Source organism: Erythrobacter sp. (assembly GCF_039988855.1).
Lineage (GTDB): Bacteria > Pseudomonadota > Alphaproteobacteria > Sphingomonadales > Sphingomonadaceae > Erythrobacter.
Genome location: NZ_JBDXIY010000006.1, coordinates 17942 through 32612 on the forward strand (window position 1 = coordinate 17942; position 14671 = coordinate 32612).

The 14671-nt window shown below is 61.0% G+C and carries 11 protein-coding genes; 3 read left to right on the top strand and 8 right to left on the bottom strand.

All coding sequences use genetic code 11. The annotated features are described in order from the left end of the window. The first annotated feature begins 1 nt into the window (after position 1). Positions 2 to 1108, top strand: a complete 1107-nt coding sequence (locus tag ABJ205_RS01875) for an ABC transporter permease (protein ID WP_253520462.1) — start codon at positions 2 to 4, stop codon at positions 1106 to 1108. 6 nt (positions 1109 to 1114) lie between these two features. Here the strand turns inward: ABJ205_RS01875 and ppk2 are convergent, their stop codons facing one another. After that, complete coding sequence (gene ppk2, locus ABJ205_RS01880) at positions 1115 to 1891, bottom strand: polyphosphate kinase 2 (RefSeq protein ID WP_046904074.1); 777 nt, start codon at positions 1889 to 1891, stop codon at positions 1115 to 1117. Between the two features lie 135 nt (positions 1892 to 2026). Between ppk2 and ABJ205_RS01885 the strand changes: the two genes are divergently transcribed. Further along, entirely contained in the window at positions 2027 to 2656 is a 630-nt protein-coding gene (locus tag ABJ205_RS01885; RefSeq protein WP_348051879.1) for a sigma-70 family RNA polymerase sigma factor, read from the top strand. 272 nt (positions 2657 to 2928) lie between these two features. Here the strand turns inward: ABJ205_RS01885 and ABJ205_RS01890 are convergent, their stop codons facing one another. From ABJ205_RS01890 to ABJ205_RS01910, 5 genes are all read right to left on the bottom strand, one after another. Further along, complete coding sequence (locus tag ABJ205_RS01890; protein WP_103022876.1) at positions 2929 to 3978, bottom strand: type II glyceraldehyde-3-phosphate dehydrogenase; 1050 nt, start codon at positions 3976 to 3978, stop codon at positions 2929 to 2931. A 56-nt stretch (positions 3979 to 4034) separates the two neighbouring features. Beyond that, a complete protein-coding gene (locus ABJ205_RS01895) occupies positions 4035 to 4952 on the bottom strand; it encodes a ribose-phosphate pyrophosphokinase (RefSeq protein ID WP_103022877.1) in 918 nt (305 codons plus the stop codon). Then, on the bottom strand, positions 4949 to 6487 hold the full coding sequence (locus ABJ205_RS01900; RefSeq protein WP_348035481.1) for a thymidine phosphorylase family protein: 1539 nt from the start codon (positions 6485 to 6487) through the stop codon (positions 4949 to 4951). The genes ABJ205_RS01895 and ABJ205_RS01900 overlap by 4 nt, the downstream gene beginning before the upstream one ends. Continuing rightward, positions 6484 to 7848: an MBL fold metallo-hydrolase gene (locus ABJ205_RS01905; RefSeq protein WP_088712489.1), complete on the bottom strand. Its 1365-nt coding sequence runs from the start codon at positions 7846 to 7848 to the stop codon at positions 6484 to 6486. The genes ABJ205_RS01900 and ABJ205_RS01905 overlap by 4 nt, the downstream gene beginning before the upstream one ends. An 86-nt stretch (positions 7849 to 7934) precedes the next feature. Continuing rightward, complete coding sequence (locus ABJ205_RS01910) at positions 7935 to 9269, bottom strand: hypothetical protein (protein WP_348035483.1); 1335 nt, start codon at positions 9267 to 9269, stop codon at positions 7935 to 7937. A gap of 82 nt (positions 9270 to 9351) precedes the next feature. Between ABJ205_RS01910 and ABJ205_RS01915 the strand changes: the two genes are divergently transcribed. Beyond that, positions 9352 to 11007 (top strand): acyl-CoA dehydrogenase family protein, encoded by a 1656-nt coding sequence (locus ABJ205_RS01915; RefSeq protein WP_348035485.1) that lies wholly within the window; start codon positions 9352 to 9354, stop codon positions 11005 to 11007. A 54-nt stretch (positions 11008 to 11061) separates the two neighbouring features. On the opposite strand, the gene ABJ205_RS01920 is transcribed toward ABJ205_RS01915, so the two are convergent. Together ABJ205_RS01920 and ABJ205_RS01925 are read right to left on the bottom strand one after the other, a co-directional pair. Beyond that, positions 11062 to 13455, bottom strand: coding sequence for a heavy metal translocating P-type ATPase (locus ABJ205_RS01920; RefSeq protein ID WP_348035487.1), 2394 nt, complete (start codon positions 13453 to 13455; stop codon positions 11062 to 11064). Positions 13456 to 13540: 85 nt separating this feature from the next. Further along, positions 13541 to 14470 (bottom strand): 1-phosphofructokinase family hexose kinase, encoded by a 930-nt coding sequence (locus tag ABJ205_RS01925; protein ID WP_230279179.1) that lies wholly within the window; start codon positions 14468 to 14470, stop codon positions 13541 to 13543. Between the last annotated feature and the right edge of the window lie 201 nt (positions 14471 to 14671).

The window sequence follows — 14671 nt, forward strand, 5'->3', positions numbered from 1 at the left end:
CATGTGGCAACGCATCTACGCCTTGATAGTGAAGGAGCTTCTGGCAAGCGCGCGGGACCCGCAAACCCGTTGGGTGGTGCTGTTTTCGCCGCCCTTCCTGCTCCTTATCTACGCCTTTGCGATTACGCAGGAAGTATCGGACGTCACCCTGGCGGTCTACAACCAGGACCACGGCAATGCCTCGGTCGAGCTTATCAGCCGCTTCGAGGGTGCCGAAGTATTCGATGAGATTATCCATTTGCGAGCAGGCGCGGATATCGCGCCGACAATCGACGCACGCCGTGCGACGCTGGTCCTGCGTGTTGGCGAAGACTTCTCGCGCCGTCTCGAGCGCGGCGAAAGTGCCGAGGTTCAGCTCATCCTCGATGGCCGCAGATCCAACACCGCTCAGATCCTGCTGGGATACAGCAGTCGGGTCGTCGAAGCCTATAATCAGGAGCGGCTCTATAGACTGCGCGCGACAGCACCTGTGCGTCTTGTCCAGAGGACCTGGTTCAATCCCAATCTCGAGCCGCTCTGGTCGGCCGTGCCCGCGCTCTTTGCCGTCCTCGTAGCCGTGGTCGGTTTCATGGTGTCCGCGCTGTCGATCGCCCGCGAGCGCGAGCTCGGTACCTTCGAGCAATTGCTGGTGTCGCCGCTGCGCCCCTTCGAGATCCTGATCGGCAAAAGCGTGCCGGCTCTCCTGATTGCGCTGACGAGCGCAAGTGCGATGCTGGTTCTGGGGATGCTGTTTCTCAACGTACCGATCCGCGGTTCTCTCGCCCTGCTTTTCTTCGGAATGGTTGTCTATCTCGCTGCAATAGTCGGTATCGGCCTGTTTATCTCATCGCTCGCCAAGACCCAGCAGCAGGCGATTATCGGGCTGTTCATGTATATGGTCCCGGCTGTGCTCATTTCGGGCTATGCCACGCCGGTAGAAAACATGCCCGACTGGTTGCAGGGCCTTGCCGCCGCCACGCCGATCACCCACTTCATAGTCATCAGCAAAGCGGTGTATCTTCGTGAAGCGCCCCTTTGGCTCTATTTCTCCCACATCTGGCCCATGGCGCTTATCGCTGCCGCGAGCCTGCTGGCGGCGACCTGGTTGTTCCGCCGCCGAACGGGTTAAACAGTTTCACGGGGCCAAGCCACCAATCCCGACTTCGGCAATCGGCAGGATGACCGAAGGGTCGGGACGCGCGAGGCGTTGATCGACCGCCTGGCACGCGATGGATTGCAGCATGTGCCGGATGATGTTGAGGCGTGCGGCGCGTTTGTCGTTGGCGCGCACTGCAATCCACGGGGCATAGGCAAAATCTGTGCGCGTCAGCATTTCGTCCCGGGCGTTGGAATAATCATTCCACTTCTCAAGCGCCGCTGCATCGATGGGGCTGATCTTCCACTGCTTGAGCGGATCAGTGCGCCGCGCTTTGAGGCGCTTGGCTTGCTCTTTTCTATCGATGTCGAGGTAGTATTTGAGAAGCGTAGTCCCGTCGCGTGCCAGCATTTCTTCGAATTGCGCGACGTTAGAGAAGAAGTCGGCAACTTCCTCCTTGTCGGCAAATCCCATCACCCGTTCGACCCCCGCCCGGTTGTACCAAGAGCGATTGAACAGAGCGATCTCCTCATCGGCGGGAAGCTGTTCGCTGTAGCGGCGAAAATACCAGCTGCGGGTGTCGCGATCGGAGGGTTTTCCCAAAGCGACGACCCGCGTCTCGCGCGGGCTCATATGTTCGCGCACACGCTTGATCACACCGTCCTTTCCGGCCGCGTCCCTCCCTTCGAAGATGATCAGAACACGCTCGCCATGGGCGATGACCTGGCGTTGTATCTTGACCAGTTCGATCTGCAGCGCGCGCAATTGTTGCTTGTATTCGCTCTTGGATATTTTCTTCTTTTGCGAACTCGACATGTTGCTCTCCGGCTCTTTAGCTGCGATAAGGGGCGAGCCCCGAACATGTCGTAACGATACTACCGCCTGCGACCGTTTTACAGGAAGGGACGGGCCCTTCTCCGGTATTGGGGCACTGGCGCTTCGGGGTTTTCCATGATCGAAAATAGGGCCGATAAAGCTGACGGGTCCGAGGAGGCGTTGCGACCGATGGATGAAGCAGTGCGCCGGGCCCTGGTGGATAGCCACGAAGATATGCTGCGTTTCCTCATCGGCCGTATGCGGGGGCGTCAGGAGGCGGAGGAAGTTCTTCAGCGTTTCATGCTTCGCGCGATCGAGCGGGCTGGGGACCTGCGGGACGTGGGTTCGGTCAAGGGATGGCTCTCCCGAGTGCTGGCGACGACCATTGCCGACTTTTACCGACTGGCTGCGCGCGGACGTAAACACGAAACCGCCATTGATCCTCAGGAACTTGCCGAACTTGCCGAGGCGGAAATCGTGTCGGACGAAGAGATAGAAGCTGCCGTCTGCAACTGTCTCTATCGACTCCTGCCAACGCTCAGGCCGGATTATTCCGAAGTCATCTGGCGCGCTGATTTGCTTGAGGAACCGCGCGAAAGCATTGCCGACGCACTCGATACAAGTGTCAACAATATCAATGTACGTCTTCATCGTGCGCGCGGCGCGCTTCGCACGCGTCTGCTCCAGATGTGCCGCACTTGTGTCATTCACGGTTTTCTCGATTGCGAATGCCAGCATGAGAAGGAGCAAGCACCCGCGCCGTAGGCGCGGACTGTCGGGGCCGCACTATCTGGGCGATGCTAGTCTCCGTCCTTGAGCCGCGCGTCTCCTGGGCTGCATGGTCGCATAGCTTTATCGTTTTGGCCTGGATCGCTGTCGACGCCCAAGGTCCAGGAAGGAGGATCGCTTGCGGGAAACGTTTCGATCAAAGCTTCGTCGATCGCTCGCTCTTCCGAGCCGGAGGATCGCGTCTCTGGCTTGCATCGTGGCCGGTCCGTGGGGGCGTTCGTCATTGGCTTCGCTCTTGCCTCCAAGCGCTACAATCTCAGCTCGTCTGCTCCGATAGCAAGCGCTTTGTTTGTCAACCGCATCGAGACCTCGGGCTGTTCCTCGCTCGACGCCAGGGCACGGATCGCATCTATCGTTTCAGGAATGACGATGGCCTGGTTGTCGACCATGTAATTGTAGCACAGTTCGGTGCCATCGACCGCGAGAATATTGCTCCACAGGGCCACCTCGTAGAGGTCTGCATTGGGCCGCCCCTCCATCGCCATCGCCTCTTTGACGCTGTTGAGGGCCGACAGTCCGCTGTCTCCATCGATGAGCAGAATTCTTGGCGAGGCCGCAAATGCGTCGAGGACTTCCTCCTTTGTCGCAGGCCGGTTGAGCTCAACATACCAGCTGTGAAGATGAGCCAGGGTCTCAGGAACCTTGATGGCAATCGTCACCACATCGAGTTCCGGATCCACATGCCGGGCATCCGGCCCCTGATGGCTCGGGATTGTCGGCTCGGGCACGAGCGTGTTCATGATCCCCCCGAGATGGCTCTCCCAGGGGTCGGTGGCCCGGCGCATAAGTGTCCCGCGCGCTTTTTTGAGCAGGCCTGCGCGCTTCAGCGCCCCTAGGGTGCGGACGATCGACGTGGTGTTGCATGACACGACCCGCGTCGCATCTCGCCCGAATGCGCTCCCGTAGGTTGCTTCGGCGACGAATGAGTGCCCCGCCACGTCGTGCTTCTCGCCTCCCTGCACGATGAATGGCTTCCCGGCGCTGCGATAGATGTCTGCGTTTTTGGCGCCGATGCCCTTGGGTGTGCAGTCGACAATGACGTCGCTTGCCGCGATAAGGTCCTCTAGCGAACCCGCAACGTCGAGACCCGCATCCGGCAAGGTTTGCGAGGCCTGCGAACTGGCCGCAAACAGGCGAACGCCGTCCTTCGCGAGCATTGCGATCCGCCAATCGGCGGCGACGTCGGCGACACCGGCCAATGCCATATCGGGTTGCAGCCTTACGGCGCCGACAACGCGGCGACCGATTACCCCTGCTCCTACGACCCCTACCGAGATCTTGTTTGGCTCCTTTGTCATTGAAAATGAACTCCAGTTGGTGGTTGCGGCGCTTTCGTTACGCCGAAAGGGTGGGATTAGTGGCTGGCTCCGATCAGCTCATCGTTCTGGACGCTCCATGCGGACAGCGCCTCGGCGAGTGCCGGCGAAATATCGACCGCGTTGGTTCGATGTGCGATGGCATTGACGCTGATCACGCGCTTGGCACCTGCCTGCATGAGCTCATCATATGCATCGCCGGCAAAGATGGGGTGGACCACAACGCAGACCGGCGGCTTTGTTCCAGCCTTCGAGAGCAGCTTGACTGTTTCGACAAGCGTTCGCGCACTTGAGGCAATATCGTCGATGATGACGGGTTGTTTGTCGTCCATGTCGGGAAGGCGCCCACCGCTGATCGCGACATCGAAGTCGCCCCAGCGTTTCTTCTCAAGTACGGCTGAAGGGATCCCTGCCCTTTCTGCGACATCGAGCACCCATTGTTCGCTCTCTTCGTCGGGCCCGATGACGAAAGCGTTCGGGATGTTGGCCTTTAGCCAATCCGCGATCGCCGGCGCTGCGGGCACGACCTTGCTCGGCACCGAATAAATCTCGTCGAGATTGTCGATGCGATGCAGATGGGGATCGACGGTGACGAGGAAATCGAAATAGAACGACAGCAGCCGCGAGAACGAAACGGACGTGACGGCCTCGCCTGGATTGAAGGCCTTGTCCTGGCGCATATAGGCTAGATACGGCGCGACGAGCGCGATGCTGCGTGCGCCCTGATCGCGCAGCGCATCCGCCGCGAACAGCAATGGCGCGATTTTCGCATCGGGCCGGTCAAGGGTGCAGAGCAGGACGACATCGCGGCCACTTACCGGCGTGGCGATCCGCAAGTAGGTTTCTTCATCGGGGAACTGGCGCGTCTCGAGTTCGCCGAGATCGGCCTCGAAACATCGGGCAAGTCCTTCGGCCATGCCCGGTGCCGCGCTAAGGGAAAAGACGACCCTGCTCATTGTGCCTCCAATCTGATCATATCGCTGTTGCGCAAAGCAAAGGCGAAAGCATAATCAAGCTCGCCCATGCTTTCGCCGTGAATGGTGAAGAGTGGCTGCCCTTGCTCAACCAAGTCGCCCGACTGGACATGCAGAGCGATACCGGCCGTCGCGCGCTGCGGTGCGCCAGCGAGTTTGGCAGTGCGCGCAAGCAGGCGGTTGTCGAAGGTGGCTACCCGTCCTGCGCGCGCGGCGAGGAATTCGCGCGTCTGGAGCGCTCGCCCTGGCTCTTTGAAGCCGCCCTGGGCCTCGCAGATGGCAAGAAATTTGCTTTCTGCGCGGCCCTCGATCAGCAATTTCGTCGCCTGCTGAAGGGCATCGGAGCGTGTTACGCCGCTCAGTTCGAGAATGCCGGCAGCCAGCGCCAGCGCGCGAGTTTTGAGATCCTGCGGCGCATCTTCCCGGTTGGTGAGGACCGCAAGGACATCGTGTGCCTCCAGGGCCGGCCCAATCCCGCGTCCCACTGGCTGGGTCCCGTCGGTCTGGACTGTCGCGACGTGCAGTCCGCATTGCTGCGCCACGTCCTCGAGCAGCCCCGCAAGCGCAACGGCGTCTTCTGTGCTCCGAATCTTCGCGGTCGGTCCTACTGGTAGGTCAAGCAATACGTGCGTCGATCCGGCAGCAAGTTTCTTGGAGAGCACCGAAGCGACAAGTTGCGCATCGCTATCAACATCCAGAGCCCGCTCGATCCGAATGAGGACGTCATCTGCAGGACTGAGATTGACGCTGCCGCCCCAAACGATGCAGCCGCTTTCTCGCTCGACCACTTTCTGCATGGCCGCCACATCGAGCGTTACAGGCGCCATGGTCTCCATCGCATCCGCAGTGCCGGCCGGTGACGTGATCGCCCTGGATGATGTTTTTGGCATCGTGAGACCGGCTGCCGCTACAATACTGACCACGATTGGTGTTGTCCGATTGCCCGGCAGTCCGCCGACGCAATGTTTGTCCATCACGCGGTCGGCATTCCATTCGAGCCGGTCGCCTGCAGCGAGCATCGCTCGGGTGAGGGCGGCGGTTTCCTCACCTTGTGCCGGTTGCGCAGCGAATGCGGAGACGAACGCGGCGATGTCGACATCCGAATACCGACCGTCCGCGATATCGGCGATGATGTGTTCCAGTCGGTTCTCGTCAAGCCGGTGGCCATAGAGTTTAGCTCTAACGTGGCTGAGCGACGACAACGGCTGAGGATGCCTGACCTGAAGCTCTTCGCCTTCGGCGAGCGAAAGCCGTGCCATCAGCCGATGAGGCAGACCCACTTCATCATCGGCCAGGAGATTATCAGTGGCCCGGTAAAGCGTCGCCAACACCGTTCTTCCTCGCGCGACAAGTTCCACCCGGGCGCGGGCGCGGAACCCTTCGGACCGCGCAACCGGACAATCCTCATGCATGAAGATCATCGCTTCGCCAGCGGTTTCGATCGGTAAGGCGCGCGCGCGCAACGGATGAGCAAGTGCATCCGTGGAGGAGGTGGGGGTAAGGACACCCTCTCTCATGAAAGCACGACCTCTTCGGCGTGCTCGGGGACGCGCGCATTCCAGCCAAGACGTTCGGTAACAAGATGTCTTAGGGTGTCGGACGCACCGGGTTCTCCATGGGTTACGAAGACCTGCTGCGGGGAGGACCGGAAACCTTCAAGCCATCGCAGCAGCTCGTCCTGGTCGGCATGGGCCGAGAGCATGTCGAGCTGTGCCACCTCGGCGCGAACGGGGATATAGCTGCCGTGGATTTTCAGTTCAGTCGCGCCATCGCGCAGGGCTGCGCCCCGCGTGCCGCCAGCCTGAAACCCTGCCAAAATGATCGTGTTGCGGTGACTGGGGGCATAGTGTTTGAGGTGGTGGAGAATCCGCCCGCCGGTTGCCATGCCGCTCGCTGAAATGATGATCTTCGGCATAGCGCTGCGATTGAGCTGCTTCGAATCTTCGGCTTCGCGAACATATTCGGCAATTCCGCAGGCATCGCGGCATTGCTTTTCGGTGAGCCGGTGTTCGCCGAGATGGTCACAGAAAATCGAGCTGGCGTTCACCGCCATGGGACTGTCGAGATAGATCGGGATTTGCGGCAGGCGGCCTTGCTGCCGCAACTGACCGAGATGGTAGAGGAGCGTCTGGGCGCGCCCGATCGCGAAGGAAGGAATGATGACCGACCCGCCGCGCTGGACCGTTCTTCCGACAACGTCTTCGAGTACACTTTCAGGATCGGCCTCGCCATGATGGCGATTGCCGTATGTGGATTCGGTGACGATGTAATCGGCCTCTGGAACCGGCACGGGGTCGACCATCGTGGCGCTGCCATAGCGGCCGATGTCACCCGAGAAGACAATCTTCATATCTCCGCACTGCAGCTCGATACTTGATGCGCCGAGAATATGGCCCATCGGCCGGAAGATCGCCTTGCAATCGCGCGTAACTTCGACCAGCTGCTGGAAGGGCACAGGCCGGAATGACTTCAACGCGGCTTTCGCATCGGCCTGGGTGTATAGGGGCCGAGGCGACTTGTGCTTGCTGTACCCTTTCCTTTTTGCATAGCGGGCGTCGGCCTCCATCAAATAACCGCTGTCGGGAAGCAGCAATTCGCACAATTTGAGCGTTGCGTGCGTGCTCAGCACTCGCCCCTTAAACCCGTCGCGGATCAGGGCTGGAACGTAGCCTGAATGATCAAGGTGAGCATGTGTGAGGAGGACCGCATCGATTGACGCCGGATCGACCGGAAACGGCTTCCAGTTGCGCTCACGAAGCTGTTTGAAACCCTGAAAGAGACCGCAATCGATTAGGATCCTGTGATCAGGCGTCTGCAGAAGATATTTCGATCCGGTGACCGTTCCAGCTGCTCCTAGAAAACTTAGTTTGTAGCTCACCAGACGTGTTCCCCGCCAATCGGATAGATGCGTAACCCCCAACAGACGGGAGCACGTGGCGGGAATTACAGTTTATCCTTTCGAACTTACCGGAATCCGCTGTCAGGCGCATCCGGCATGGGAAGGATCGGCGAAAAGCCGCCACCCGGGGTTCGCATATTAGTCGCCTGGCCCTGGTAGAGCCGTGCCGCGCGCAACAGTATTTCTCCGCCATAGGTATAAAGCCGGACATCCACTTTGAGCTCGGCGGTATCGTTCTCAAGACGGACCTTGCGCGTGCTCGGGGGCGTAAATCGCTGCGCGACATAGCCGCCCTCGGCGATCTCGGACCAGACCCTTTTTGTCAGCTTCGCTCCGCGATAGGCCGCCTTGCTGCCATATCCGCGGGCGGGTTTGAAAAACCAGTCTCGCCGTTCGGACCAGAATTGCTCGGCATTTTCACGATCGACGATAGCTGTTTTCGGCACCGCGTCGAGGATCACCTTTGTCTCGCGTTCGCTCAAACCGCACGAGGCCAGCCAGTCCGGATCGGAGAGCAGGCAGAGGTTCCGCTTGTCGGCATAGAGTGCATGGATGTGCGGATTTGGCGAGAGCACCACGCGGTCACTCAGATAGGCTTCCTGCAGGGTCCGGCTCTCCGGCCGATCGAGCGAGAAATCGACCAGGCGATTATAAACAAGATCGATTTTCCTGGCCTCGAAGAGTAATCCGGCGGGGGAGAGCTCGAGGTCCTCGGGTCCGGCGATCACCACCTCATATCCGTGCTCCTGCAATAGGGTCCTTGCTGCGAGAAATTCGGGAAAGAGCGGCTGTTCTTCAGGCTCATCATCGACGATCGCTATGCATTCGAGCTCACCGGCGCGATCCTGTGCATGCCACTCCTCCTCGAACATCCGGGCAATCCTTGGCCGGAATGTGTCCTGTGAGATGCCTGCGACCAGAGCCGGTCGTGTTTCCCGGCAGCACTGGGTTTGCGCATCGGCAAGCAGGGCGTTGAGAAAAGCACCGCCGGCATTGGTGTTGATCTCGATGAGCCGAGGGCCGTTGTCGGTAAGATGGAAATCGTAGCCCATAAGAGCCCCTTTGGGCCCGAAATCTCGCGCGGCTGACGAAGGCGCCCAGCCCATGACAACCGAGCGGAAGGCGGGGGTTTTGGCGACGGTCTCGATGGCCGCGACAACCTCCGTCATCGCTGAAAGCATATCTGGAGCGATGAAAACCGGGGCATTCGCGAAAAGGTTCGATTGCGATGAAAGGAGGGTGTCGCCGGCTCCGCTCTCGCCAAGTTGCGTATCGAGGAGGTCCGCCAGACGCTGCCGGTCAAGCGTTATGCACATGCACTCGGCATTGGCCCAGTCCGCGGCCTTCCCTTCGGCCTGTTCTGCAGCACAGCTGCCGGTTTTGTCATCGCATGGCATCATTCGGTTCCGTCAATAATGGGCAGGTAAAGCACTTTGCCCAGTGAGGAGTTGCGCTTTTTCGCTGTCTCGACGACACTTGAATATGCCGAAAACCCCATTGCCAGACCAGCTTGCCACGCATGAAGTGTTCAACCAGCCTCCACCCCTTGTGGATCTCAACGCCTTCGAGCTCGACGTTCCCCTGCAAAGCGCACTTGCACGAAGCGGTGCCGGTGTGCATCGGGACCGACTTTCCGCATTTGGCAAGCGCGTAGGCAGTCTCGATGCGCTCGAATGGGGCCGCCTTGCCAACGAAAACCCGCCAAAGCTGAAAACCTTCGACCGCTTCGGCCACCGGATCGACGAAGTCGAGTTTCATCCCGCCTACCACCAACTCATGCGCCTCGGTCTTGAATCGGGCGTGTCGGGGGCGGCCTGGACCGCCGAACAGGCGGGTCATACGCTGCACGCTTCGCTCCTCTACCTCATGACCCAGGCCGACGCGGGCACGGCCTGCCCGATGTCGATGACTTACGCGGTCGTTCCCGCGCTCCGCGCCGAACCGGCCGTAGCCGCGGAATGGGAGCCGCGCGTGACCAGCGGGCGGTATGATCCACGATTCATCCCGGCGGCTGAGAAGACCGGCGCGACATTGGGCATGGCGATGACCGAGAAGCAGGGCGGCAGCGACGTTCGCGCGAACACCACGCGAGCGCATGCACTCGGCATGGGAGAATATGAGCTGATCGGCCACAAGTGGTTCTGTTCCGCCCCCATGTCCGACGCCTTTCTGACGCTCGCCTACGCACAAGGCGGCTTGACCTGCTTTCTCGTGCCGCGCTGGCGCCCCGACGGGACCCGCAATGCCATTCGCATCATGCGGCTCAAAGACAAGCTCGGCGACCGCTCCAACGCCTCGTCCGAGATCGAATATCACGGCGCCTGGGCCCAGCGTGTCGGGGAAGAAGGTAGGGGCATACGGACCATCATCGATATGGTGCAGGGTACACGGCTCGACTGCATTGCAGGGTCCGCCGCGGGAATGCGTGCAGCTCTTACGCAAGCCGCATGGCATACGCGGCACCGCACGGCCTTCCAGCGCCAATTGGCCGACCAGCCCGCCATGCGCGGTGTTCTCGCCGACCTCGCGCTCGAGGTCGAGGCCGCGACGGCGCTGATGATCCGCATCGCCTCGGCGTTCGACGCTGCGCAGGCCGGCGACGAACGCGAAGCGGCCTTTGCGCGCCTCGCGACACCGATCGCAAAATATTGGGTCTGCAAACGTCAACCCGGCTTCGTCTACGAAGCGCTTGAGTGTCTTGGCGGCGCCGGCTTTGTGGAAGAGGGGCCCATGCCGCGCCTTTTTCGGCAGAGCCCTCTCAACGCGATCTGGGAGGGGTCGGGTAACGTGATCGCGCTCGATGCCCTCCGGGCGCTCACGCGCGAACCGCAAGCGTGGGAAGCCCTGCGCGCGGAGCTTGGCCGGGCGCAGGGCGCGCATCCGCTGCTCGATGCGGCCATCGATCGCCTCGACGGCATTCGTGTCAATGGTGTCCCCGCGGAATCCGAAGCGCGCGCCTTCGTCGAGACGGTCGCGCTGTCGCTCGAGGCAGTCTGCCTCCGCGATGCACCATCTGCCGTTCTCGCCGGGTTCTGCGTGACGCGGCTCGACCCCGACAACCGTGCGTTTCTTTATGGCGGAGCGAATGCTTCGCTTGACACCGACCGGCTGTTGGCCCGTGCCCTGCCGAGCGAATGAGGCGTCGGACGCTCTTGCAGTGAAGGACACTTGGACGGCATCAAGGCCTGACACTCAGGCACTCGCCTGACCGGTAACAGGCGGTGTGGGGGCCTCTTCGGCAAAATTTTCAGGCTTATAGCTGTCTAGGCGGGTGCGTTTGAGCAGCAGGGCATTGACCGCGACAAGGACGGAACTGCCGGACATCGCGATTGCTGCGACAGCGGGACTGATAATGAACGGATAGAAGACACCGGCGGCGGCGGGAAAGGCGATGACGTTGTAGGCGACCGCCCAGAACAGGTTCTGATGCATCTTTCGCAGCGTCGCACGCGACAGCTCCACCGCGCCCACAACATCGTAGGGATCACTTCGCATCAGCACGACGTCTGCGCTTTCCATGGCCACATCGGTACCGGCCCCGATCGCAAAGCCCACATCGGCCTGGGTCAGGGCAGGCGCATCATTGATGCCATCCCCGACCATTCCGACTCTTTTTCCTTGCGCCTGAAGCTCTTTCACCTTGTCGGCCTTCTGGCCGGGAAGCACATCGGCGAGCACGATGTCGATACCCAGTTCCTCGGCCACGCGCCGCGCGGTTCCCTCATTGTCGCCGGTCAGCATGGCGACCTCGACACCCTTCTCGTGCAGTCTGGCGATTGCGGCCTTCGCCGTCGGGCGTGGCGCGTCGGCGATTGCAATCAGGCCGACGAGCACACCCTGGTGAGCGACATGGACGACTGTGCGGCCCGCCCCCTTGAGCTCCTCGGCCTTGTCAGCCAGCCCTGCCAGTGAAATCGCTTCCTCGTCCATCAACCGGCGGTTGCCGAGAAAAACGGTATCGCCGTTCACCTCGGCCTGCGCCCCTTTCCCGTCGCGGTTGAGAAAGTCGCGTGCCGCGGGAATCTTCAGCCCTTCGGCATTGTCAAGGATGGCAAGGGCGAGCGGATGCTCCGATCCCTTTTCGACCGCAGCGGCCAGTAGTAACACCTGCTCGGGCACGCGGCCCTCGGCGGCCACAATATCCACGACGCGCGGTTCGCCCATCGTCAGGGTGCCGGTCTTGTCAAAGATAACGACATTGAGCTTTGTGGCGTCTTCCAGCGCCGACGCGTTCTTGAAAAGAATGCCGCGACCTGCACCGAGCCCGGTGCCGACCATGACCGCCATCGGTGTGGCCAGTCCGAGCGCATCGGGGCAGGCGATCACGAAGACCGTGATTGTCAGGGTCACGGCAAACAGCAGCGTCTGACCGATCCACCAAAACCAGACGGCGAAAGTTGCGAGGCCGATAATGATTGCGATCAGCACCAACCACTGAGATGCCCTATCGGCGAGCAATTGCGCGGGTGCCTTCGAGTTCTGTGCCTCCTGCACAAGCTTGACGATCTGCGCGAGCGCTGTGTCGGCACCCACCTTGGTCGCCCGGTAGCGGAAACTGCCGCTTTTGTTGATCGTTGCCCCGATGACTTCGTCTCCGGGGGATTTCGCGACGGGCATGGATTCACCGGTCAGCATCGATTCATCGACCTGGGAGCTGCCTTCCAATACCTCCCCGTCTACGGGGATCTTGTTGCCCGGGCGGATGAGCACGGTGTCGCCTTCAAGGACGTCGGCCGTTGGGATTTCCTGCTCCTCGCCATCGCGCAGAACGACCGCCATTGGCGGGGCCAGGTCGAGCAGAGCCCGGATCGCCGCCGACGCGCCCGCGCGCGCGCGCATTTCCAGCCAGTGCCCGAGGAGGATGAACACGAGCAGGATGGCGACGGCCTCATAGAATTGCACGCCGGGAAAGAAAAATGTCGATCCGACGCTGAAGAGATAGCCGGTGCCGACCGAAAGCACGACAAGCACGGCCATATTGAGAATGCCATTGCGAAGGGCGCGCCATGCAGCGACCACAAATGGCCAGACCGGATAGAGCACGGCCGCGCTCGCCAGGCCGAACAGAAAAAGCTCAAGATTCATGCCGAACGGCGGGGCCGGAGGAGTGAAAAACCCGCCCATCGGGGAGTAGATGAAAATCGGGATCGTGAAGATGAAGGCAATCCAGAAACGGTTGCGCATGTCGCGTACCATCTCCTGCATGTCCATGCCTGCCCCGTGGCCCATTTCCTGGGCCATTTCGTCCTTCGCCCCGCCTTGGCGGTGGTCGTGGTGAACTGCCTGTTCTCCCCTGCTGTCCGCACCGCGCCCCGGTCCCGTGCCGGATTCCGAAAGATTTGCTTCCGCCGGTTTACAGACATGCTTCGGCATGATGCCGCCACGGCAGCGGAAACCGCAGCTTTTGATCAGGCTCTGAAGCCGCGTCCCATCGGTCTGCGCAGGGTCGTATTCCACGGTCACGCTGCCCCCCGCGGGGTTTGCAGTGGCTCGGCTTACGCCGGCTTCATGCCGCAGCTGCTTCTCCACGCCGAGGTGATCGAGTTCTTCAAAGAGATTTCCGACTTCTAAAGTGAGTGTTGCCAAAGCGAATTCCCTCTAGGCTGAACCATAGTGCTTCTGGATCAAGACGGTAATGAGCGCTGGCTCTTACAGTTGCTTGCCTGCCACCCTAGCCCTCGCTGCGCGCTCTGAGTTCGGCATAGAGCCGCTCGACATCGCTGCGCTTGCATAGCGAAGTTCCTGGTGTAAGCGCCGTGGCAGCGCCAGCTGCCATGCCGTAAAGAAAGGCCGCCTCGGGCGCGTCGCCTGCGGCAAGGCGAACGGTCATTGCGGCAAGGAAGCTGTCTCCCGCACCGACGGCGCTTTGTGCATTGATCTTCGGGGCGGCGTGCATCACGGTCTTCTCGGGCGTTACAAGCATGGCGCCATCGCGCCCCAGAGTGAGAGCGAGCATGTCGAGGCCATTATCGCGCACGATGGCTTGGGCCGCCGTTTCCTGCTCTGCCGCGGTCGCCAGCCTTCGGCCGACGAGCGTTTCGAGTTCGCCTAGGCTCGGCTTTGCCAGGTGAACGCCGCCACCAATGCCATGCCGCAGAGCGTCTCCAGAACTGTCCAGTACCAGCTTGATGCCTCGGCGCTGGCAAATCGCACCGACGACGGCGTAGATATCGCTACGCAGGCCGCGCGGAAGACTCCCGCTTGCCACGAGATATTTGCAATCGAGCGTTTGCAGCGCTCGCAGGACGACTTCGCAGTCGCGTTCGGAGACTTCCGGACCCTGCGGCACGAAGCGAAATTCGAGATTGGTGGACCGTTCGTAGATCGCGTGGCTGATCCGCGTGGAGCCGGAGATCGAGAAGCGTTCGGCCCGCACCCTTGCTTGCTTGACGAGCTCCTGCAACACGCCGCCTGTTGCTCCACCTGCAAGATAAAGCGCGTAGGACTCGCCGCCGAGTTCATTGATGACGCGCGCAACGTTGAGACCGCCTCCGCCAGGGTAATAATGCTCATCGAATGTGCGGATCTTGTGCATCGGCTTCACCACCTCGGCCTGCGCCGCACCATCGATAGTCGGGTTGAGCGTCAGGGTAGCTATCATGACGAGGGGATCCTTTGTCTTTTTTACGGTCTCCCCGGTTAAGACGCGGCAGGATACGCAGCCTTACGCCGCCATGATCCGCTCGTATGCCTGTCTGGTTTCGTCGGCGCTCGTCAGACTGAGCCGCCCGTGTAACCTTGGCGACGCCAAGGCGTCTGTCCTGCAGGCGACGCGCGAAAAATCAGAGAAATGGTGCAAGAT